At 45.8% G+C, this 22,301-nt stretch carries 17 protein-coding genes, 1 other RNA gene and 1 other annotated feature; of the genes, 16 read left to right on the plus strand and 2 right to left on the minus strand.

The window, feature by feature from the left end; all coding sequences use genetic code 11:
* Positions 1-56 precede the first annotated feature (56 nt).
* From secDF to dtd, 7 genes are all read left to right on the plus strand, one after another.
* A complete protein-coding gene (gene secDF, locus EJA10_RS19525; protein ID WP_125481710.1) occupies positions 57-2,327 on the plus strand; it encodes a protein translocase subunit SecDF in 2,271 nt (756 codons plus the stop codon).
* 160 nt (positions 2,328-2,487) lie between these two features.
* Positions 2,488-3,411 (plus strand): cation diffusion facilitator family transporter, encoded by a 924-nt coding sequence (locus EJA10_RS19530; RefSeq protein WP_125481711.1) that lies wholly within the window; start codon positions 2,488-2,490, stop codon positions 3,409-3,411.
* A 20-nt stretch (positions 3,412-3,431) separates the two neighbouring features.
* Positions 3,432-3,743, plus strand: a complete 312-nt coding sequence (locus tag EJA10_RS19535) for a LapA family protein (RefSeq protein WP_125481712.1) — start codon at positions 3,432-3,434, stop codon at positions 3,741-3,743.
* A 193-nt stretch (positions 3,744-3,936) separates the two neighbouring features.
* Entirely contained in the window at positions 3,937-6,303 is a 2,367-nt protein-coding gene (gene recJ / locus EJA10_RS19540) for a single-stranded-DNA-specific exonuclease RecJ (RefSeq protein WP_125481713.1), read from the plus strand.
* On the plus strand, positions 6,294-6,806 hold the full coding sequence (locus tag EJA10_RS19545; RefSeq protein ID WP_125481714.1) for an adenine phosphoribosyltransferase: 513 nt from the start codon (positions 6,294-6,296) through the stop codon (positions 6,804-6,806). The genes recJ and EJA10_RS19545 overlap by 10 nt, the downstream gene beginning before the upstream one ends.
* A gap of 309 nt (positions 6,807-7,115) precedes the next feature.
* Positions 7,116-9,308 carry a RelA/SpoT family protein gene (locus EJA10_RS19550; RefSeq protein WP_125481715.1) on the plus strand — a complete coding sequence of 731 codons (2,193 nt, stop codon included), beginning with the start codon at positions 7,116-7,118 and terminating at the stop codon, positions 9,306-9,308.
* A 97-nt stretch (positions 9,309-9,405) separates the two neighbouring features.
* Positions 9,406-9,846 carry a D-aminoacyl-tRNA deacylase gene (dtd, locus tag EJA10_RS19555; protein ID WP_125481716.1) on the plus strand — a complete coding sequence of 147 codons (441 nt, stop codon included), beginning with the start codon at positions 9,406-9,408 and terminating at the stop codon, positions 9,844-9,846.
* Positions 9,847-9,888: 42 nt separating this feature from the next.
* On the opposite strand, the gene EJA10_RS19560 is transcribed toward dtd, so the two are convergent.
* Complete coding sequence (locus tag EJA10_RS19560; RefSeq protein ID WP_125481717.1) at positions 9,889-11,658, minus strand: N-acetylmuramoyl-L-alanine amidase family protein; 1,770 nt, start codon at positions 11,656-11,658, stop codon at positions 9,889-9,891.
* Positions 11,659-11,937: 279 nt separating this feature from the next.
* Between EJA10_RS19560 and EJA10_RS23550 the strand changes: the two genes are divergently transcribed.
* The 5 genes from EJA10_RS23550 to EJA10_RS19580 all read left to right on the plus strand — a co-directional run bounded on the left by EJA10_RS23550 (position 11,938) and on the right by EJA10_RS19580 (position 17,044).
* Positions 11,938-12,114 carry a hypothetical protein gene (locus EJA10_RS23550; RefSeq protein ID WP_170169200.1) on the plus strand — a complete coding sequence of 59 codons (177 nt, stop codon included), beginning with the start codon at positions 11,938-11,940 and terminating at the stop codon, positions 12,112-12,114.
* Positions 12,115-12,175: 61 nt separating this feature from the next.
* Positions 12,176-12,413, plus strand: a binding site (T-box leader).
* Positions 12,414-12,497: 84 nt separating this feature from the next.
* A complete protein-coding gene (hisS, locus tag EJA10_RS19565) occupies positions 12,498-13,775 on the plus strand; it encodes a histidine--tRNA ligase (RefSeq protein ID WP_246017882.1) in 1,278 nt (425 codons plus the stop codon).
* A gap of 13 nt (positions 13,776-13,788) precedes the next feature.
* A complete protein-coding gene (gene aspS / locus EJA10_RS19570) occupies positions 13,789-15,564 on the plus strand; it encodes an aspartate--tRNA ligase (protein ID WP_125481718.1) in 1,776 nt (591 codons plus the stop codon).
* A gap of 62 nt (positions 15,565-15,626) precedes the next feature.
* Positions 15,627-15,814, plus strand: a non-coding RNA gene (ssrS, locus tag EJA10_RS19575) — 6S RNA.
* 468 nt (positions 15,815-16,282) lie between these two features.
* On the plus strand, positions 16,283-17,044 hold the full coding sequence (locus EJA10_RS19580) for a tRNA threonylcarbamoyladenosine dehydratase (protein WP_125481719.1): 762 nt from the start codon (positions 16,283-16,285) through the stop codon (positions 17,042-17,044).
* A 62-nt stretch (positions 17,045-17,106) separates the two neighbouring features.
* Here EJA10_RS19580 and EJA10_RS19585 read toward each other — a convergent pair whose 3' ends face one another.
* Entirely contained in the window at positions 17,107-18,381 is a 1,275-nt protein-coding gene (locus tag EJA10_RS19585; RefSeq protein ID WP_125481720.1) for a replication-associated recombination protein A, read from the minus strand.
* Between the two features lie 191 nt (positions 18,382-18,572).
* Between EJA10_RS19585 and cymR the strand changes: the two genes are divergently transcribed.
* The 4 genes from cymR to EJA10_RS19605 all read left to right on the plus strand — a co-directional run bounded on the left by cymR (position 18,573) and on the right by EJA10_RS19605 (position 22,146).
* Entirely contained in the window at positions 18,573-18,995 is a 423-nt protein-coding gene (gene cymR / locus EJA10_RS19590) for a cysteine metabolism transcriptional regulator CymR (protein WP_125481721.1), read from the plus strand.
* 76 nt (positions 18,996-19,071) lie between these two features.
* Complete coding sequence (locus tag EJA10_RS19595) at positions 19,072-20,220, plus strand: cysteine desulfurase family protein (RefSeq protein WP_125481722.1); 1,149 nt, start codon at positions 19,072-19,074, stop codon at positions 20,218-20,220.
* 47 nt (positions 20,221-20,267) lie between these two features.
* A complete protein-coding gene (gene mnmA / locus EJA10_RS19600; RefSeq protein ID WP_125481723.1) occupies positions 20,268-21,383 on the plus strand; it encodes a tRNA 2-thiouridine(34) synthase MnmA in 1,116 nt (371 codons plus the stop codon).
* A 103-nt stretch (positions 21,384-21,486) separates the two neighbouring features.
* Positions 21,487-22,146: a tetratricopeptide repeat protein gene (locus EJA10_RS19605; RefSeq protein WP_125481724.1), complete on the plus strand. Its 660-nt coding sequence runs from the start codon at positions 21,487-21,489 to the stop codon at positions 22,144-22,146.
* Positions 22,147-22,301: the final 155 nt, after the last annotated feature.

Below are 22,301 nucleotides of genomic sequence, written 5' to 3' on the forward strand. Positions count from 1 at the left end.
TGTTTTATTGTCTGACAGCATGTTTCTGTGCAAAGAATAAGGAGGATTTCTACATAATGGTAAAACGCAGCCGCATCGTGGCCTTCTTCTTGTTGATTTTACTGATTGGAAGCGCCATGGGTGCAACAACCCAGAATATTTTAAAAGATATCAAGCTAGGTCTTGACCTTCAGGGCGGATTTGAGGTCCTTTATGAAGTCACGCCGCTTAACGGTGAGAAGGGGGATAAAGTCGACCGTGAAACGTTGACAAGTACGGCAAAGGCCCTAGAACGAAGAGTAAACGTACTTGGTGTCAGTGAGCCGAATATCCAGATTGAAGGAGATAACAGGATTCGTGTCCAGCTGGCTGGTGTAAAGGATCAGAACAAAGCGCGTGAAATCCTGTCTACCGAGGCCCACCTGTCATTCCGTGATGTGAACGACCGAATCATGATGGATGGCGGGGATTTGGAAGAAAACGGCGCAAAGCAAAGCTTTGATCAGCAAAACAAGCCAAGCATTTCCATAACCCTGAAAAACGGGGATGAGTTCGGCAAAATCACAAAAGAAATTCGTGATATGTACCCTGAAAATCAGCTGATTATCTGGCTGGACTTTGAAGAGGGAGTAGATTCCTATAAGGAAGAAAGGATGAAACCAGAACCAAAATTCCTTTCAAACCCGAACGTTGATCAAGTATTGAATCAAAAGAATGTTGAAATTACCGGTAATTTCACCATCGAAGAAGCCCAACAGCTGGCATCCCTGCTGAATGCTGGTTCTTTGCCGGTACAGCTGGATGAAACCTACTCTACTTCCGTAGGTGCGAAGTTCGGTGAGCAGGCATTGAATGAAACGATTTTCGCCGGTATCATTGGTGTTTTGGCAGTATTCGTATTCATGCTTGTTTTATACCGTTTGCCAGGTTTGGTTGCAGTTATCACTTTATCTATTTACATTTATCTCATCCTCTTGATCTTTGACTGGATGAATGGAGTACTGACGCTTCCGGGAATCGCAGCCTTGATCCTCGGTGTCGGTATGGCGGTCGACGCCAATATCATCACCTATGAACGGATTAAAGAAGAATTGAAGGTTGGCCGGAATATCAGAGCGGCATTCGATGCGGGAAGCAAAGGTTCCTTATCGACCATTTTTGATGCGAACTTGACGACCTTGCTTGCTGCCATCGTTTTGTTCTCGTACGGGACAAGCTCAGTAAAAGGCTTCGCTACGATGCTGATCATCAGTATTCTCGCAAGCTTTATCACTGCTGTATTCGGGGCACGCCTATTCCTTGGACTGCTTGTCAGCAGCGGATTATTCAAAAACAAGCCTGGCTTGTTTGGTGTTAAGCAAAGTGAAGTCCATGATATTTCAGAAGGCCTTGACAGCCTGGATCTTAAAACAAAATTCGATCGATTCGATTTCATTGCAAGCCGTAAGAAATTCTTCACAGCTTCAGCGATCATGGTAGGGATCGGCTTGATTGCACTCCTTGTGTTCCGTCTGAACCTTGGCATTGATTTTGCCAGCGGGACACGTGTCGAAATCCTTTCAGACAGCAAGCTGACGACTGCACAGGTTAAGGAAGAGCTTGCAAAGGTTGATTTGCAGACAAATGATATCGTTATTTCTGGTGAAAATAGTGAAATTGGTGTAGCCCGTTTCAAGGGTGTTTTGACGAAAGATGAGATCTCCACCCTTAAAACTCATTTCAAAGAAGTATTTGGTGCTGAACCGAATGTGGGCACTGTTTCTCCGACAATTGGAAAAGAACTGGCCAAGAACGCCATGATTGCTGTTGCAATCGCCTCGTTGGGAATCATCATTTATGTGACGATTCGATTCGAGATATATATGGCGCTTGCGGCAATCATCGCCTTGCTGCATGATGCATTCTTCATCATTGTCTTGTTCAGCATCACCAGGCTGGAGGTCGATATCACCTTTATCGCCGCCGTCCTGACAATCGTCGGTTACTCGATAAACGATACGATAGTCACCTTTGACAGAATGCGTGAAAATATGGTGAAGAAGAAACGTCTCAAGACTCCGGAAGACATAGCAGAAGTTGTCAATACTGCGTTGAGGCAGACACTTGGGCGCTCTGTGAATACGATCCTGACTGTGGTCATTACGGTCATGGCATTATTGATTTTCGGAAGCACGTCCATCTGGAACTTCTCTTTCGCCCTTCTGATTGGCTTGATCGCGGGTACGTATTCTTCCATTTTCATTGCAGCCCAGCTGTGGTATGTATGGAAAAATAATGAGCTAAAGAAAAAGGGAACGATCAAGACTTACAAGGAGAAGAAAGTTTACTCTGACGAACCGCAAGTTTAATATGATCTACTTAAAGTACCACGGATTTTTCCGTGGTATTTTTTCATTTATGGTTAGAACAGCCATTTTTCAGGATAAAATAAAAGGAATGCCGCCAGACTAAATATGGCAGTAAGCTGACGGAATGGATCAAAGCTTTTGACAGGGAGGAATTTTGCCATTGGAAAAGGACGTTCGTTTTAAAAAAGCAGAGTTCGCCGCAATGGTTGGTGTTGTCGGGAATATTGCGCTGGCAGCATTGAAATGGGGAATCGGGATATATGCGAACAGTAAAGCGCTAGTAGCGGATGCTGTTCATTCAGCCTCCGATGTCGCGGGTTCATTAGCTGTATACATAGGCCTTAAAGCAGCAAAAGCACCACCGGATGAGGACCATCCTTATGGACACGGGAAAGCAGAGTCGATTGCTGCAATCATCGTAGCTGTGCTGCTGTTGCTGGTGGGCGTCGAAATCGGGCGCTCGTCCTTCGAAGCTTTCTTTAAGCCGATCGAGGCACCAAAAGCCATCGCAATCGTTGCGGTTGTCGTTTCAATTATCGCCAAAGAGGGAATGTTCAGGTATAAATACAAGCTTGGTAAGCAGTTGAAGAGTGATGCTCTTATTGTAAATGCTTACGAACATAGGTCCGATGTGTATTCTTCCATTGCAGCCCTGGTGGGGATCAGCGCTGCCGTCATCGGGGGGAAACTAGGAATCGGCTGGCTTGAGTATGCTGACCCGGTGACAGGTCTGCTCGTTGCGCTTCTGGTCATCAGGATGGCGTGGAAGCTCGGAAAGGAATCCATCCACAATACACTTGACCATGTTCTTCATGATGAAGATACGGAAGAATTCAGGAATGTTGTTCAATCGATTCCGGAAGTGAAAAAATTGGATGAGCTGCATGCCCGAGAGCACGGACATTATGTGATCATTGATTTGAAAATTTCAGTTGATCCTCATATAACCGTAGAACAGGGGCATCGAATCGGAAAATGTGTCAAAAAGAAGCTGATGGAAAACAAGAATGTCCAGAATGTCCTAGTGCACATCAATCCATACAGCGAGGACGGCAACTTCGAAGACACTGTGGACATTCAATAGATAAGAAGGGGAGGAGAAACATGAAATTCCAATGGACCTTGCTGCTGGCGCTCGCCTTCGCGCTGATCGTAGCGGTTTTCGCAGTCATAAATGTCAATCCTGTAACCGTCAATTATTTATTCGGTGTATCAGAATGGCCGCTTATTTTGGTTATCTTAAGTTCGGTATTGATGGGCGGGTTCATTATTGGATCCTTCGGTATGCTCAGAGTGTATATGCTCCAGCGAGAAGTAAAGTCATTGAAAAAGAGAAACCAGGCGCTTGAGGAACAGCTTGCCCAAAAAGGCACTCCTCAGGAGGAGCAGGCTTATGATATCGAGGATATTCATTAAGCGGACAGAAAAGTGGCAGCATCTCAACAGGTGCTGCCATTTTTATTTTGACTACTTTACTATAGAAGGTTGCTTGCACGTAACTCCCTCTGCTAAAGAGATGTTACATGGTACGAAAAAGGCTTATTAACATTCATTGTCATTGAAACAGTCCCGCTGCTTTTGTATAATGAAAAAGCTGAGAGGTGAACGTATGTTAAAGCCAAAATCCAGGTGGATTGTAAAAAAGTCTGACCAGACAAAAACAGAGATACTCGCGAATGATCTGAACATTAATCAATTGACTGCTTCTCTGCTCGTAAATCGCGGACTGGATACCGTGGAAGATGCCCGGTATTTTTTATTTGCACAAAAAAGCCAATTCCATGATCCGTACTTGCTGAAGGATATGGACAAAGCTGTCAAGAGAATCAATGAAGCAGTTGAAACCCAGGAGCCTATTCTGGTTTTTGGTGATTACGACGCAGATGGTGTAAGCAGTACGACGGTCATGATGAAAGCCCTTGCGGAAATAGGGGCGAATGCCGACTACTACATACCTAACCGTTTTACAGAAGGGTACGGCCCAAATGAAAAAGCATTTAAGTCAGCCGCGGAAAACGGAATTAGGCTGATCATAACAGTTGATACAGGTATTTCAGCTCTTCATGAAGCGAATGTGGCTAGAGAGCTTGGCATTGATTTGATCATTACGGATCACCATGAACCAGGACCCGTCCTTCCAGATGCCTTTGCAATCATCCATCCAAAGCTTGAGGACAGCATCTATCCGTTTAAGGATTTAGCCGGAGTAGGTGTCGCATTTAAAGTCGCACATGCTTTATTGGGAAGACTGCCGGAGCATTTATTGGAATTTGCCGCGATTGGCACCATTGCCGACCTGGTACCCCTGCTTGGAGAAAACAGACAGATTGCCCAGAGTGGGATCGCAAAATTGAAAACAAGCCAAACTCCTGGGTTGCATGCATTATTGAAGCTTGCGAATACAGACCGTTCGACGATCGATGAAGAAACGATCGGTTTCTTGATCGGACCTCGTGTCAATGCTGCGGGACGTCTCGGCAGCGCGGATCCGGCTGTTCAATTGATGATGACCTCAGATCCGGAAGAAGCGATGATGATTGCTGAAGAAATTGATGCAATCAATAAAGAGCGGCAGAACATTGTAGCTGAAATTGCCAGGGAAGCCATTGAAGAAGTGGAAAAACATTTCCCTGTGGCAGACAATTCTGTCCTGGTTGTAGGTAAGGAAGGGTGGAATGCCGGTGTCATAGGGATCGTTGCATCCAAGCTGGTTGAGAAATACTATCGCCCTACGATTGTCCTGAGTTTTGACAAGGAAAAAGGACTTGCCAAAGGGTCAGCCAGAAGCATAGCCGGATTCGATCTTTTCAAAAACCTTTCTACCTGCAGAGATATCCTCCCTCATTTTGGGGGACATCCCATGGCTGCGGGCATGACGCTGCAGCTTGAACATGTCAATGAGTTAAGAACCAGGTTGAATGAACTCGCGAAGGAACAGCTGACCGAAGAGGACCTGATTCCTGTCTCTAATATTGACGCGAAGATTGATATTAATGAAATTACGATTGATACAATAAATGAACTCGGGCTATTGTCACCATACGGAGTGAGCAACCCTAAACCGATGGTGCTGATTGACGGCGCCAATATTTCAACACTGAGAAAGATAGGCGCCGACCAGTCCCATCTGAAGCTTGCCATAGAAAATGAAGGGAAAGTAATTGATGGGATCGGTTTTGGGTTCGGTTATTTACATGATCATATCTCTCCTAGTTCCAAACTTTCTGTCATCGGGGAGTTGTCGATTAATGAATGGAACAATAACAAGAAACCGCAGATCTTTTTAAGAGATGTTGCTGTCAAGTCATGGCAGCTGTTTGACTACCGTGGACTGAAAAGAATAGAGAAGCTTCCGGAAATGGTTCCTGGTGACCATATAAAATGGGTCCTGTTCAATTCTGAAGTGAAAGAAAAGTTTTCGGCGATATTTGGAGATTCACTAGTGCATGTGGACAATGGGGAAGCAGCTGAACAGCTGGGGATGGAGCAGGCTTACGTCGTTCTCCTGGATCTTCCGCCATCCAAGGATCTGCTGGCCAAACTTTTTACAGGCAAGAACCCGGGAAGGGTTTATGCCCATTTTTACAAAGAAAACAGCGATTTCTTTACCACTTTGCCGACCCGGGAGCACTTCAAATGGTTCTATGCTTTTCTGGCAAAGAAGGGGCCGTTTGACCTTAAAAGATATGGCGGCGAATTAGCCAAGCACAGGGGCTGGACAAAAGAAACGGTAGAATTTATGTCACAGGTGTTTTTTGAACTAGATTTTGTTAAAATAAACAATGGGTTTATTTCACTAGAAAAAGATGTCCCGAAAAGGGACCTCTCTGAATCCAAAACATATCAGCACAAGGTGCAAGCATTCGCTCTTGAAAACGAGCTGCTCTATTCATCGTATGAGCAGTTGAAGAGCTGGTTTGATCAGTTCATTCAAGAGCCGGTGAAAAATGAGGAGGCAATTATTCAATGGATTTGAAACAATTCGTAACAATCGTTCCTGATTGGCCAAAGCCTGGCATTAAGTTCAAGGACATCACTACCTTAATGGATAATGGCGAGGCATATAGATATGCAACAGACCAGATTGTGGCCTATGCCCGTGAAAAGCAAATCGACCTTGTAGTAGGTCCTGAAGCCCGCGGTTTTATCATCGGGTGTCCGGTTGCCTATGCACATGGAGTAGGTTTTGCTCCAGTAAGGAAAGAAGGCAAGCTTCCGCGCGAAACAATCAAGGTAAATTACGGCCTTGAATATGGCAGCGATGTGCTGACCATTCACAAGGACGCGATCAAGCCGGGACAAAGAGTCCTGATCACGGACGACTTGCTGGCAACTGGCGGAACGATTGAAGCAACAATCAAGCTGGTTGAAGAACTGGGTGGAATCGTTGCTGGAATCGCCTTCCTGATCGAACTTACTTATCTTGATGGCCGCAAGAAACTAGATGGCTATGACATTTTAACTTTGATGGAATTCTAATCAGACTGGGCGCTTCATTCCGAAGTGCCCTTTTCTTATAAAACAAAAAACACTTTCTTCAACACAAGATCTAATTATTAGATGATCATATTGATGGAAAACCAATAACTTTCGACAATTTTTTTATTTTCTGATCTAAAATCTCTTCCTTTCTCTTTACATCTTCGATTTTTTCTTTGATAATAGTAACAATCCTTTATAAGAATAATTATTGTATATAAAGGATTTTTATCGCTTGCTGATTAATTCAATGGTTCCCGCCAATAGAATGGCGGATTAATATAACGAAATAAAAACAAAGGTGATCCTATGGCGAATGACCAGGTAATGACGGCCGAACAAGTCATTGACTGTACAAAATCTTATTTGAATATTGAGCATGTAGAATTGGTAAGAAAAGCATATGAATTCGCCAAACAGGCTCATCATGACCAATTCAGGAAGTCCGGGGAACCGTATATCATCCACCCGATTCAGGTTGCCGGCATCCTGGCCGACCTCGAGATGGATCCTGCTACGGTTGCGGCCGGATTCCTTCATGATGTCGTTGAAGACACTGCTGTCACACTTGATGATATTCGTGACGCCTTCAATGATGAAGTCGCAATGCTCGTTGATGGCGTAACGAAGCTAGGGAAAATCAAGTATAAATCGCATGAAGAGCAGCAGGCGGAGAATCACCGCAAGATGTTCGTCGCCATGGCTCAGGATATCCGGGTCATCCTGATTAAACTGGCTGACCGGCTGCATAACATGCGGACCTTGAAGCATTTGCCGCTTGAAAAACAGCGCAGGATCTCCAATGAGACACTTGAAATTTTTGCGCCTCTGGCACACAGGCTCGGAATCTCGAAGATTAAATGGGAATTGGAAGATACAGCTTTACGCTATTTGAATCCCCAGCAATATTACCGTATTGTCAATCTGATGAAAAAGAAGCGTGCAGAGCGTGAACAGTATCTGGATGAAGTTATTGATGAAGTGAAGGATCGGCTGAATGAGGTTTCAATCAAAGCCGAAATTTCCGGCAGACCGAAGCATATTTACAGCATTTATCGTAAAATGGTGCTGCAGAATAAGCAATTCAACGAAATCTATGATTTGCTTGCTGTCCGGATTGTTGTCAACAGCATCAAAGACTGCTATGCCATCCTCGGAATCATCCATACTTGCTGGAAGCCTATGCCTGGACGCTTTAAAGACTATATTGCAATGCCAAAACCGAACATGTACCAATCCCTTCATACAACCGTAATTGGACCTAAGGGAGATCCGCTCGAAGTCCAGATCAGGACGGATGAAATGCACCGGATCGCCGAATTCGGGGTGGCGGCCCACTGGGCATACAAAGAGGGCAAGCCTGCGGAAGGATCGAACCTTGAAACGAAACTATCCTGGTTCAGGGAAATCCTTGAGTTCCAGAATGATACGGCAAACGCAGAAGAATTTATGGAATCTCTTAAAATTGACCTGTTCTCTGATATGGTTTTTATTTTCACTCCAAAAGGTGATGTCATTGAATTGCCTGCAGGATCGGTTCCGATTGATTTTGCGTACAGAATCCATTCGGAAATCGGCAACAAAACGATTGGTGCCAAGGTCAATGGCAAGATGGTCACACTTGATTACCAGCTGAAGACAGGAGATATCATTGAAATCCTGACTTCCAAACATTCCTACGGACCGAGCAAGGATTGGCTTAAGCTGGCCCAGACCTCCCAGGCGAAGAACAAAATTCGCCAATTCTTCAAGAAACAGCAGAAGGATGAGAATGTAGAAAAAGGCCGGGAGCTATTAGAAAAAGAGATTCGGAATATGGATTTTGATGTAAAAGAAATCCTGACTTCCGAAAATCTTAGAAAAGTATCCGATAAATTCAATTTTACAAATGAAGAAGATCTTTTCGCGTCCATTGGATATAACGGAATCACTGCACTCCAGGTTGCCAACAGGCTGACCGAAAAACTCCGCAAAAAGCGGGATCTTGAACAGGAAAAAGACATTTCAAATGCGGTTTCCGAGCTCAAGGCTTTTTCTCCTGCGAAGAAAAGGGAGTCCGGTGTCAGAGTTTCTGGAATTGATAACTTGCTGATCAGGCTATCACGCTGCTGCAATCCTGTACCTGGGGATGAGATTGTTGGTTTCATCACAAAGGGGAGGGGCGTGTCCGTCCACCGTTCAGATTGCACAAACATCCATACCGAGGATGCACAGGCAAGGCTGATTCCGGTTGAGTGGGAAACGGGCCTTAATGATCGCAAGGAATACAATGTCGATATTGAGATCAGCGGTTATGACCGCAGAGGCCTGCTGAATGAAGTGCTGCAGGCTGTAAATGAAACAAAGACGAACATTACCGCGGTGTCCGGGAAATCTGACAGGAACAAAGTGGCCACGATCAATATGTCGATCGCCATCCATAATGTCAGCCACCTGCAGAAGGTCGTGGACCGGATAAAACAAATCCCTGACATCTATGCTGTCAGAAGGATGATGAGTTAGGCTTTTATAGCGAGCTTTTTTCATGAGCATTTTTAACCTATCAGATTAGGCTTAGCTCTGGTCAGATAATTCAGCCATGATTTAAGGAGTTTTGGACATGCGTTTAGTTATACAAAGAAGCAAAGAAGCAAAAGTGACCGTAGATGGGGAAGTTACCGGTTCGATTACCAAAGGGTTTGTCATTTTAGTGGGCGTTACCCATGAGGACACGGAAAAGGATGCGGAATTCCTTGCGGAGAAGGCTGCCAATCTGAGAGTCTTTGAGGATGAGGCAGGAAAGATGAATCTTTCCCTGCTCGATGTGGGCGGGGAGATTCTATCCGTTTCCCAGTTCACTCTTTATGGAGACTGCCGGAAAGGACGCCGCCCCAATTTCATGGATGCTGCGAAGCCCGATCATGCCAATTCCATCTATGAGGCTTTCAATCGCTTCCTCGAGGAAAAAGGGGTCAAGGTAGAAACCGGTGTATTCGGAGCGATGATGGACGTACAGCTGACAAATGACGGCCCGGTCACTTTGATCATTGATAGTAAGTAACGCAACAAAAAGAAGGTATCCACATGGATACCTTCTTTTTGCTTAGTTGTTTTTAAAATACCGCGCAAGCCCTTCAAAAATGCCGTTTGCGACGGTTTCCTGGTATTGCGGGGTATTTACCAGCATTTCCTCAGCTGGATTGCTTAAATAGCCAAGCTCAAGCAGCACGGCTGTCTGCCTGTTTTCCCTGATGACATGATAGTCACCGAACCGGGTGCCCCTGTCCTTCAGCATCGTTTTGCTGACGACGGAGGAATGGATTTGTTCACCCAGCGGCTTTTGTTTTGAATTGTAATAATAGGTTGTCATGCCTCGGACAGTTCGATCATTGATGCTATCGTAATGAATACTGATGAATGCGTCGGCATTATGGTAATGAGAGCTGCTGACCCTTGAGCCCAGCGAGATATAAGTGTCATTATTTCTTGTCAGGACAACATTCGTGCCTGCAGCTTTAAGTTTGTCATACAGAATCTGGGCGGTTTTCAATGTCAAAGTTTTTTCCAGGGTGCCTCTTACACCTGTCGTGCCATTATCCCGGCCGCCATGTCCTGGGTCGATGACGACGGTACGATTCTTTGTATGCTTTTCCGCCCCAGGCTTTTCGATTTGAGGGGCATTTCCCTGAACCGTGACAATCCATCCGGCGACGAAGCCAGTTGTCCCATTTGGAAGGGCAATTTTATACCAATCTTTCTCAACACTAAGGATATCGAACGCATCTCCCTGGTTTGCACGATAAATGACCGAAGTGTCGGTCCCAGGCCCCTTGCGGATATTTGTTCCGTTATGGAGCATTGAAACCTTGCTGTTTTTAACTGATTGGCTTGGTGCAGATTGTTGTGTTCCATTCGTCTTCTTTTCGAAAAACCACCCGGCAGCCCAGCCGGTTTTGCCTGCTTTATATTCAATCCTCACCCAATTATTTTGCTCCTCGAGGATCTTGAAGCTCTGGCCCTTGGAGACGGAACCGACAACTTTGCCGTCTAGTGTATTCCGGTCACGAACGTTCAACTGTGATGCCGTCACTGTTCCGGTATAGTGGTTAACAGGAGCGGCAGGTGTTTGTTTTTCGCTGTTTGAAGGAGTTGCGGAACTGAACGTTAAAAATTGGGCACTTACCCATGCGCTCTTGCCGGAGTAGGTTATTTCAGCCCAGCCATTCGCTTGGGACAGGACTGGGACGATGGCGCCTTTTTTTAACTGTCCAACTGTTTTTGCGCTTAGCGATGGAGTTTCCCGGACATTCAGGGAAGTGGCATTGACCGTCCCATTAGTTTTTGGACTGCTGGACGAAGTGCTTTGGCTTTTATTCTCTTTTACTGTTATGTATTCCTTTGATACCCAGCCACGCACTGAAGGCGTTTTTATCTCTGCCCAGCTGCCGTTTGAACTGAGGATCTCGACGGCTTGTCCGCTGTTCAGCGAACCGATGACCGGATGGTTGGTTCCAGGACCTTTCCTGACCCTCAGGCCGTTTGCGGTTATGCTGCCTGTGCTGGCAGTTGAGCTTTGTGATACAGCGGGTTTAACAGCATCTTTTGAAGTGAACCATTCGGCCACCCAGCCTTTTTTGCTGCCTCCAAGGCTGATCTGGATCCAATCGCCCTCCTGTTTGATGACTGAAAACTTCTCTCCCTTTTTTACCGATCCAGCTACTGGATAACTCAGGCCGGGACCGGACCTGACATTTAGGCTTGTAGCTGTAATGGTGACATTTCCATTGTCCGCCCCTGCCGTTTCTATGGCTGGCAGGCTCCCGAATATGAGCAATAAGCAGAGGATGACAGGAACCATTCTCGTTTTGGGCAATGATCTCCCTCCCTTTGTATAGATTTAGTAATGTTTAAGGTCATGCTCGGATGTCTGAGAGGTTTTGCGAAAAGACAATCTCCCTTTTAAAAATATATTACCGGAAATTACCGGTAAAATCACGAGGACTTTTCTCTTATATCGGAAAGGGGTGTCAAAAATTAAAGTTGAACTTTTTTCAATTTAACCCTGGCAAGAAAAAAAGTTATTGAAAACGATGAAAAATTTTTACGAGTGTGGGAAGAATAGAAGGCATCAAACGATTGGAAGGTGATTGCCATGAGATTCAGCGAAAAAGGAAATTCCGCTTCGTTCGGGGAAAATCAATTATTCGGTGTCGATTTTCATGATTTTATCCAGAAAGAACAGAGCTCACATATGATCGAACTGGCTTCCGAATTCGGGCTGAGCCTGCGCGACGTCAGAAAACTGAAAAAACAGCTGGAACGTTCATGATTTGTTCTTGACATTGTAAAATTGTCTCCGTATTATAATATAAATAAAATGCTATATCGAAAACATACCGTTGATGGAGCATAGTAGCCAGGAAACAAGTGGCAAGAGAGGAAATGCCTTGGCTGGAAGCATTTCTGCATGATGACCCGGTGAATGAACACTCCGTAGGATTCTTTCTGAACATGGCTGTGATGCCATCATTAGGGTAGAACGTAAGCAGGCGTTAACTGTTAAAGTGGAAGTGCTTCATGCGCTTCAATTAGGGTGGCACCACGGGAATCAAAGCTCTCGTCCCTTGTTATGATGGCAAGGGATCGGGGGCTTTTTTGTATTTTCGTAAAACAATACATAATGAAATGGATTTTTATGGAGGAGGATGTACTGTGTCGAATCAAATCAATATTCCGCGCGGCACACAGGATATTTTGCCTGGCCAATCAGAAAAATGGCAGCTGATTGAGGCAAAAGCGAGAGAACTTTGCGAAAGATATCAATATCGGGAAATCAGGACTCCGATTTTTGAGCATACAGAATTGTTCAAGCGAAGCGTAGGAGATACAACGGACATCGTCCAAAAAGAAATGTATACATTTACCGACAGGGGAGACCGCAGCCTCACGTTAAGGCCAGAAGGAACGGCAGCAGCTGTCCGTTCATTTGTCGAAAACAAAATGTTCGGAAGCCCGAACCAGCCTGTCAAGCTGTACTATATGGGACCGATGTTCCGCTATGAGCGCCCTCAGGCAGGCCGTTTCCGCCAGTTTGTCCAATTTGGTGTAGAGGCAATGGGGAGCGCTGACCCGGCGATTGACGCTGAAGTCATCTCATTGGCGATGGGTATCTATCAGGAACTCGGACTGAAAAAGTTGAAGCTGGTAGTGAATAGCCTTGGGGACAAAGAGAGCCGTACTGCTCACAGAGAGGCACTGGTTAACCATTTTAAACCAAGAATCGGGGAATTCTGCAGCGATTGCCAGAATCGTCTGGAAAAGAATCCAATGCGGATTCTTGATTGCAAGGCGGACCGGGACCATGAGCTGATGAAATCAGCGCCTTCCATCATCGATTACTTGACTGACGATTCCGCACAGTATTTTGCTAAAGTGCAAAAATATCTTACAGATTTGGGGATCGAATTTGAAGTGGATGCAAATCTCGTGCGCGGGCTGGATTACTATAATCATACTGCGTTTGAAATCATGAGCAATGCGGAAGGCTTCGGAGCGATCACAACACTTTGCGGTGGCGGAAGATACAACGGTCTGGTTGAAGAAATCGGCGGACCTGAAACACCGGGAATCGGGTTTGCTCTAAGTATCGAAAGGCTTCTTGCGGCACTTGATGCTGAAGGTGTCGAGCTTCCCTTAAAGGAAGGAATCGATTGTTATCTCGTCTCCCTTGGGGAAGAAGCAAAGGATTATACCGTAGGCCTGCTCCATAAGCTGAGAGCGGCAGGGTTCTCTGCAGAACGAGATTACCAGGACCGGAAAATAAAGGCGCAATTCAAGGCAGCTGACAGAATGAATGCCAGATTTGTAGCTGTACTGGGAGAAGACGAATTAAAAGCGAATAAAATCAACCTGAAATCGATGGCGGACGGAGATCAAGTGGAACTGCCGCTGGAGGATTTTATTGAAAAATTCAAGGAGATCTGTAAGTAGAGGGGGAGTTTAGATGTTTGGGAGATCATATTTTTGCGGTGAAGTAACAGAAGAGGCGATTGGTGAAAAGGTAACGCTTAAAGGATGGGTGCAGAAGCGCCGGGACCTTGGCGGGCTGATTTTTATCGACCTGCGTGACAGAACGGGTCTTGTGCAGATCGTCTTTAATCCAGATGTATCGCAAGAGGCTCTTTCCCTTGCAGATAAGGTGCGTACCGAATACGTACTTGACGTAAAAGGGACAGTCATTGCCCGAAGCGAAGGAAGTATCAATCCAAACCTCAAAACTGGGAAGATTGAAATCCAGGTGGAGGATCTGACAATCATCAATGAAGCGAAAACGACACCATTTGTGATCGCAGATAAAACCGATGTTTCAGAAGATGTGCGCTTGAAGTATCGATATTTGGACCTCCGCCGTCCGGTTATGTTCGAAACCTTTAAAATGAGGCATCAGGTGACAAAAGCGATTCGCGATTTCCTTGATGGCGAAGGCTTCCTTGATGTTGAAACTCCAATTTTAACAAAGAGCACACCTGAAGGAGCAAGGGATTACCTGGTACCGAGCCGTGTTCATCCTGGAGAGTTCTACGCTCTTCCTCAATCGCCGCAAATTTTTAAGCAGCTGATGATGGTTGGCGGCTTTGAGCGTTATTACCAGATTGCCCGCTGCTTCCGCGATGAGGACCTCCGTGCAGACCGTCAGCCGGAATTCACCCAAATCGATATTGAAACCAGCTTCATGAGCCAGGAAGACATCATGGGGTTGACAGAAAAAATGATGCAAAAGGTCATGAGGGATGTTAAAGGTCTGGAAGTTACTGAACCTTTCCCGCGCATGAGCTATGAAGAGGCTATGAACCGCTATGGCTCCGATAAGCCGGATACTCGTTTCGCGATGGAATTGGTGGACCTGTCAGAGTCAGTCAAGGATTCAGGATTCAAAGTCTTTGCTTCGGCAGTGGCCAATGGAGGCCAGGTTAAAGCAATCAATGTTAAGGGTGCTGCAGCAAACTACTCGCGTAAAGACATTGATGCATTGACAGAGTTCGTGTCTGTATACGGAGCGAAAGGCCTTGCGTGGCTGAAAGCAGAAGAAGATGGACTGAAAGGACCAATCTCCAAGTTCTTTGGAGAGGAAGAACAAGCAGCACTCAAAGCCAAGCTTGAAGTTTCAGCTGGAGACCTCCTTCTCTTCGTTGCTGATCAGAAATCAGTGGTCGCAGATGCCCTTGGTGCATTGCGTTTGAAGCTTGGTAAGGAACTCGGCCTGATCGACCAGAGCAAATTCAACTTCCTGTGGATTACGGAATGGCCGCTATTGGAGTTCGACGCTGAAGCGGATCGTTATTTCGCGGCACACCATCCATTCACAATGCCTGCACGTGAAGACCTACCATTGCTTGAGAGCGATCCGGCTAATGTGAAAGCACAGGCTTATGACCTTGTATTGAACGGGTATGAGCTGGGCGGAGGATCTTTGAGGATTTTTGAAAGAGATGTTCAGGAAAAAATGTTCTCCGTCCTCGGTTTTACAAAGGAACAGGCCGTCGAGCAATTCGGATTCCTGCTTGAAGCATTCGAATACGGAACACCTCCACATGGCGGAATTGCCCTTGGGCTGGACAGAATGGTGATGCTCCTTGCCGGCAGAACAAACCTGCGTGATACGATTGCTTTCCCGAAAACAGCAAGCGCGAGCGACCTGCTGACAGATGCCCCGGGCGAAGTAAGCGGAGCGCAGCTGGATGAGCTGCATTTGTCATTAAATGTTAAAAAGGACCAGTAATATCCAGTATCCACATCCTTGAACTTCATTGAAGGCTGTGGTACTATAATAACAACAAAAGAAGAGTCCTGATGTGTTCGTTGTTTAACCTGAAGTTTTGACCTAACATCTATCCTTCGGGAGTCCGCGTTTTCGGGCCGCGTAAATGCCTCTGGCTAGAGGACTTACAGAAATCCGGAACAGGGCACCCACCTGCTGAGAGCGGGTTCAAGACGAAGGCATCCAACACGACGGCACGATTGGGACTCTTCCTACATACGACAACATGAAACCATGCAGCTGCATGGTTTTTTTGTGGTCTAGGAAATTACAAAATAATTTAGTTGTGGATAAATATATGAGTTTTCCTAATTCAGCTTCAGCGCCTAGCCCCTCGAGTCACTTCGGTCCGCCCAATTAAGTCAAAGAACGACTTCACCGGTCGGCCCTCCAGTGCTTGTCGGGGCTGAACAAGGCGCTTGCGCTTTTGTTGTTTTGCAGTGAGATTGAATAGATGGGATCCGATTTGATGACAGACACAAATTGGAGAAAACGCATAGTTTCAGTCGGTCATAATCAAACAATAGTCTACAAGCATGGCTTTTCACACCGTTTTCAATCAATATCCAAAAACATACACTTTAATTCCTATAAAAATACTTGAATTTAACGCCGTGTATGTTATATTCAAAAGCGGGTATAGATAGTAACATTAATCTTTTATTTGGAGTGAGATTGGATGCTTCATCAATTTTCAAGAAATGAATTGGCCATCGGCAAGGAAGGCCTCGATATAATGAAAAATGCGACGGTAGCAGTATTGGGAATCGGCGGCGTTGGTTCCTTCGCAGCTGAAGCTCTGGCGAGATCCGGGGTGGGCAAGCTTGTGCTGATCGACAAGGACGATGTTGACATTACCAATGTCAATCGCCAGCTGATTGCGCTTTTATCAACCGTTGGCAAGCAGAAAGTAGAAGTGATGCGTGACAGGATCAAGGATATCAACCCTGACTGTGAAGTGATTGCGCTAAAAATGTTCTATACAGAAGAAACATATGAAGAAATCTTTGGGTACGGTCTGGATTTTATCGTGGATGCTTCTGATACGATTTCCTATAAAATTCATATCATCAAGGAATCTCTTAACCGAGGGATTCCGATGATCTCCAGCATGGGTGCGGCGAATAAAATGGATCCTACGAGATTCCAGATTGCCGATATTTTCAAGACACATACCGACCCGCTGGCAAAAGTCATTCGGACGCGTTTGCGCAAAGAGGGCATCAAAAAGGGAGTACCTGTTGTGTTTTCTGATGAAAGTCCAATCGTGATCAGAGAAGATGTTCGTAAAGAAGTAGGCAATGACAATGCGGAAATCCGCAAAGCGAAAATGCCGCCATCCTCAAATGCATTTGTACCATCTGTAGCAGGGCTGATCATGGCCAGCCATGTGGTATCAGAACTGCTTAAAGATATAGAAATAAAGCGCGTGAACAGCTAAGAGGCAGCACAATAAAAAAGCGGACAGACCCCCATTGGTGGACTGTCCGCTTTTTTGCGCTGTCATTTTTTATGGCCCATGATTTTTTCGTAGATCGTCGAGATGGCCTGCTCGAATTTCCCGGTTTTCTTTGGTTTATAGTACACCTTGTTCTTGATCCTGTCTGGAAGGTACTGCTGCTTGACCCACCCGCCTTCATAATCATGCGGATAAAGGTAATCAACACCTCTTCCAAGGTCTTTTGCTCCTTTATAATGAGCATCCTTCAGATGGTCAGGAACTTCGCCGCTGATGCCTGAACGGATATCGGAAAGAGCGGTATCAATCGCCATGATTGCCGAATTGGATTTAGGTGATAGGCATAATTCAATGACCGCATTGGCAAGGGGAATCCGCGCTTCCGGGAAACCAACCCTTTCTGCCGCTTCGATTGCCGCAAGCGTCCGCTGGCCAGCCTGCGGGCTTGCGAGACCAACATCTTCATATGCAATCACGAGCAGCCTCCTGTTGATGCTGACAAGGTCGCCTGCTTCAATCAATCTGCCAAGATAGTGCAGGGCGGCATTCACATCGCTTCCCCTGATTGATTTCTGAAAGCCTGAAAGCACATCGTAATGGGCATCACCGTCTTTATCATGGGCGAGACTCTTTTTCTGCATGCATTCCTCTGCGGCTGCTTCATCAATATGGATGACTCCGTCTTCGCCTGGTGGTGTCGAAAGCACAGCAAGTTCGAGCGCATTTAATGAGCTTCTGACATCACCGCCTGATGCGGTCGCAAAATGTGTGAGCGCTTCTTCTGTCATGTTAATATTTAAATTCCCAAGGCCGCGCTCATCATCTTCCACTGCTCGCCGCAATGCTTTTTTTAAATCCTCTGGTTCCAGCGGCTTAAGCTCAAAGATCTGGCATCTTGAGCGGATGGCAGGATTGATTGCGTGATAAGGATTGCTCGTCGTTGCGCCAATCAAGACAATCATCCCGTTCTCCAGGTATGGAAGCAAGAAGTCCTGCTTGGCCTTATCAAGGCGGTGAACCTCATCCAGAAGCAAGATGACCTTGCCAGACATTTTTGCTTCGGCTGCAACGACCTCCATGTCTTTCTTATTATTTGTCACTGCATTGAGAGTCCTGAAGGCAAAATTGGTGCTGCCGGCAATTGCGCTTGCAATCGATGTCTTTCCTATACCGGGAGGACCGTATAAGATCATGGAAGACAATTGACGTGCTTTTACCATTCGATTTATGATTTTCCCTTCAGCTACAAGATGGGACTGGCCAATGACTTCGTCGATCGTCCGCGGTCTCATCCTGAAAGCAAGAGGTTTAAGGTTCATTTCCATCGCTCCAATAAAAACATATATTCGTATCTATACAATACCATGAACCGGACGCTTGCGCATTGTCCATGCAATTTGTGCTATAATGGCAAAAGCCTACCTATTGACTGAGGATTTTGGTAATATTTAAAGTAAGTGAATGCCATATGGGGCATTAAATAATATAACGATTTTTATCGAGGTGCATTATGAAGATATCGACGAAAGGCCGCTACGGATTGACGATCATGATCGAGCTTGCCAAGAAATATGGGGAAGGCCCGATTTCTCTCAAATCCATTGCGCAAACGAATGACTTATCGGAGCATTATTTGGAACAGTTGGTGGCCCCGCTCAGGAATGCGGGCCTTGTGAAAAGCATTCGGGGAGCTTATGGAGGCTATATCCTCGGATCAGAACCTTCAAAAATTTCAGCTGGTGACATTATCCGTGTGCTGGAGGGGCCAATCAGCATCGTAGAGGGCATCGAGGACGAAGAGCCTGCCAAGCGCGAACTCTGGACACGCATCAGGGACGCAGTCAAGGATGTGCTTGATAATACGACCATTGAAGACCTTGCTAACCACACCGACAACTTCGGTGAGTCTGATGCCTATATGTTTTATATTTAGTAGCTTGGTTGATCTATTGCCAAACTAATAAGGCAAAAAAACATCTACAATAATCTTCTGAAGAGAGGGTAAGACTTTGGAAAGAATCTATTTGGACCATGCAGCGACGACACCCATTCACCCTGATGTCCTCGAAGCTATGATAAAAGTAATGGAAGCGGAATTTGGCAACCCGTCCAGCATCCATCATTTTGGGCGCGAGGCAAGGAAAATACTTGATGAGACCAGGCATGAGCTGGCGCTTAGCATTGGCGCCACAGCTAATAATATCATTTTTACGAGCGGCGGTACGGAAGCTGACAACCTTGCGATCATTGGGTATGCCGAAAACAATCGTTCAAAAGGACAGCATATCATTACGACGCAAATTGAGCATCATGCCGTCTTGCATAGCTGTGAGGAATTGGAAAAACGGGGATTTGAGGTTACATACCTTCCCGTGGATGAAAACGGCCTCGTCTCTATGGAAGCGTTCGAACAGGCTTTAAGGGATGATACCATTCTTGTCACCATCATGTATGGAAACAATGAAGTTGGGACAGTCCAGCCTATTCAACAAATTGGTGAGCGGCTTGCAGACCATCAAGCTGTTTTCCATACAGATGCTGTGCAAGCTTATGGCATTGAGAAATTGGATGTGGATGAGATGAAGGTGGATATGCTGTCAGTATCTGCGCATAAAATCAACGGTCCAAAAGGAATTGGATTCCTCTACATCCGGAATGGAATCAAACTGGCACGCCAGCTTTTTGGAGGGGAACAGGAGCGGAAACGCCGGGCAGGAACCGAAAATGTAGCGGCGATCGCCGGCTTCAGGAAAGCTGTTGAGCTTTCAGTGAAAGATATGGATAGCAAAAGAAATTCCTATAATGAGTTCCGTACTGCGTTCATCAGCATACTCGAAAACAGCGGAATCTCTTTCCAGCTGAACGGATTGCTTGATAATTCTCTGCCTCATATTTTAAACTTAAGCTTTCCGGGTACGAATGTCGAAGCCATGCTGGTGAACCTTGATCTTGCAGGAATCGCAGCTTCAAGCGGTTCCGCATGCACAGCCGGTTCAATCGACCCATCGCATGTACTTGTTGCCATGTTTGGCAAAGAATCCAATCGGATCGTCAATTCAATCCGCTTCAGCTTCGGTTTGAACATAACAAAAGACCAGGTTGAAAAGGCAGCCGAAGGAACTGCTAAAATAGTTCAGCGGCTTGCGAAAAATCATTAATGCAAAGGGCAAAATAAGTTACAGGAACAGAAAAGAGGTGAAGCATAATGGAAAAATCACCTAAAGATACTAGAGTGGTTGTCGGAATGTCGGGTGGTGTTGATTCATCAGTCGCTGCGCTGCTCTTGAAGGAGCAGGGCTATGATGTCATCGGCATCTTCATGAAGAACTGGGATGACACGGACGAAAACGGCGTGTGTACAGCAACGGAGGATTACGAGGATGTAATCCGCGTCTGCAACCAGATTGGCATTCCATATTATGCAGTCAATTTTGAAAAGCAATATTGGGATAAGGTTTTTACCTATTTCCTCGATGAATATAGAGCAGGCAGGACTCCGAACCCGGATGTCATGTGCAACAAGGAAATTAAATTCAAGGCATTCCTCGAGCATGCCGTCAATCTCGGAGCGGATTACCTGGCAACAGGCCACTATGCCCGAGTCGAGGACTGGGACGGGGAACGAAAAATGCTGCGGGGATTGGACGAAAATAAGGATCAGACCTATTTCTTGAACCAATTGAGCCAAAGCCAGCTGGAAAAAGTGCTTTTCCCGATCGGTAATCTGGAAAAAGCACGGGTGAGGGAACTGGCGAAGGAAGCGAACCTTGCCACGGCGACGAAAAAAGACAGCACTGGAATTTGTTTTATCGGCGAAAGGAACTTCAAAGAATTCCTCGGCAACTACCTGCCAGCGCAGCCGGGCAATATGGAAACCATGAGCGGAGAAGTTAAAGGCAAGCATGATGGCCTGATGTACTATACAATCGGCCAGCGGCAGGGTCTTGGCATCGGCGGCTCTGGGGAACCATGGTTTGTTGTCGGCAAGGACCTTGATCGCAACGTACTGCTCGTGGAACAGGGTTTCCATAATGAGCTTCTCTACTCAGACAGCATTACGGCAGTCAATGTCAGCTTTGTATCGGATAAACCGAAGCCTCAAACTTTTGAATGCACCGCTAAATTCCGCTATCGCCAGCCAGATAATTCGGTGACAGTTGAACTCCATGAAGACGGCACTGCCAAAGTTCTATTTAAGGAACCGATCAGGGCTGTTACTCCCGGACAGGCTGTTGTATTCTATGATGGAGAAGAGTGTCTGGGCGGCGGCACAATTGATGAGATTTTCAAGGATGGCAACAAATTGACATATGTCGGCTAATCCTGACTTTAACCCCGGCGGGCTAGCTTCGCCGGGGATTGTTTTTGTCAAGGAGGTACCGGTGAAAATATGATATACTTGCAAGAGGAATGGAGTGACCAAAATGGATAAAAACCAGACAGGCATTGAGTTGATGAAGGAAGGGAAATGGGAAGAGGCTGCCCAGGCTTTTATGGAAGCAATCGAGGCACAGCCAAATGACCCTGTAGCATACATAAATTTTGGAAATGTCCTGACAGCAGTCGGGGATAATGAAAGAGCGATTAATTTTTACAATAAAGCCATCACCCTTGATGAAAATGCGACCGCGGCTTACTACAGCAAGGGTGGCGTTTATTATGATGAGCAAAATTTTGAAGAAGCAAAGAACATGTATGAAACTGCCTTGAAAAAAGGGCTGGAAACAGGCGATAACTTTTTCATGCTCGGCATGAGCCTTGCGCAGCTGGGCAACAGCAGGCTGGCTCTGCCTTATTTGCAGCGCAGTACGGAGCTTCTTGAACAAGATGCAGAAGCACACTTCCAATATGGACTTTGTCTTGCCAGAGAAGGCGTGATCGATGAAGCGATCAAAGTGCTTGAGGAGGCAATTGAGCTTGATCCGCAGCATGCAGATGCCCTCTACAATCTTGGAGTTGCCTATGGCTATAAAGAAGACGGCGAAAAAGCCCTGGAAATGTTCAATCGCGCCCTTGATGTCCAGCCAGACCATCTGCTTGCAGGCAACGGTAAAAAATTGATTGAAGGCAAAGATCTTCACTAAGTCAGGCTATTTTGCATTGGTTGTTTTTTCGACTGTGAGATTTAACTGGCGTAGGGATTCTTTTCTTGCTGCTAGCTCCTCAATTAACGATGAATAAAAAAATTCAAAGGCCAATTTTTACTTTTGGACCATTAAAGCAACAGAATCTGCGAAAA

The organism is Mesobacillus subterraneus (assembly GCF_003937825.1).
In the GTDB taxonomy this organism is placed as follows: Bacteria; Bacillota; Bacilli; order Bacillales; family Cytobacillaceae; genus Mesobacillus; species Mesobacillus subterraneus.

Coding starts and splice junctions, on each gene's coding strand:
- secDF (WP_125481710.1), top strand. CDS start 57: ATGGTAAAACGCAGCCGCATCGTGGCCTTCTTCTTGTTGATTTTACTG.
- EJA10_RS19535 (WP_125481712.1), top strand. CDS start 3,432: ATGAAATTCCAATGGACCTTGCTGCTGGCGCTCGCCTTCGCGCTGATC.
- recJ (WP_125481713.1), top strand. CDS start 3,937: ATGTTAAAGCCAAAATCCAGGTGGATTGTAAAAAAGTCTGACCAGACA.
- EJA10_RS19545 (WP_125481714.1), top strand. CDS start 6,294: ATGGATTTGAAACAATTCGTAACAATCGTTCCTGATTGGCCAAAGCCT.
- EJA10_RS19550 (WP_125481715.1), top strand. CDS start 7,116: ATGGCGAATGACCAGGTAATGACGGCCGAACAAGTCATTGACTGTACA.
- dtd (WP_125481716.1), top strand. CDS start 9,406: ATGCGTTTAGTTATACAAAGAAGCAAAGAAGCAAAAGTGACCGTAGAT.
- EJA10_RS23550 (WP_170169200.1), top strand. CDS start 11,938: ATGAGATTCAGCGAAAAAGGAAATTCCGCTTCGTTCGGGGAAAATCAA.
- aspS (WP_125481718.1), top strand. CDS start 13,789: ATGTTTGGGAGATCATATTTTTGCGGTGAAGTAACAGAAGAGGCGATT.
- EJA10_RS19580 (WP_125481719.1), top strand. CDS start 16,283: ATGCTTCATCAATTTTCAAGAAATGAATTGGCCATCGGCAAGGAAGGC.
- EJA10_RS19585 (WP_125481720.1), bottom strand. CDS start 18,381: ATGAACCTTAAACCTCTTGCTTTCAGGATGAGACCGCGGACGATCGAC.
- cymR (WP_125481721.1), top strand. CDS start 18,573: ATGAAGATATCGACGAAAGGCCGCTACGGATTGACGATCATGATCGAG.
- mnmA (WP_125481723.1), top strand. CDS start 20,268: ATGGAAAAATCACCTAAAGATACTAGAGTGGTTGTCGGAATGTCGGGT.
- EJA10_RS19605 (WP_125481724.1), top strand. CDS start 21,487: ATGGATAAAAACCAGACAGGCATTGAGTTGATGAAGGAAGGGAAATGG.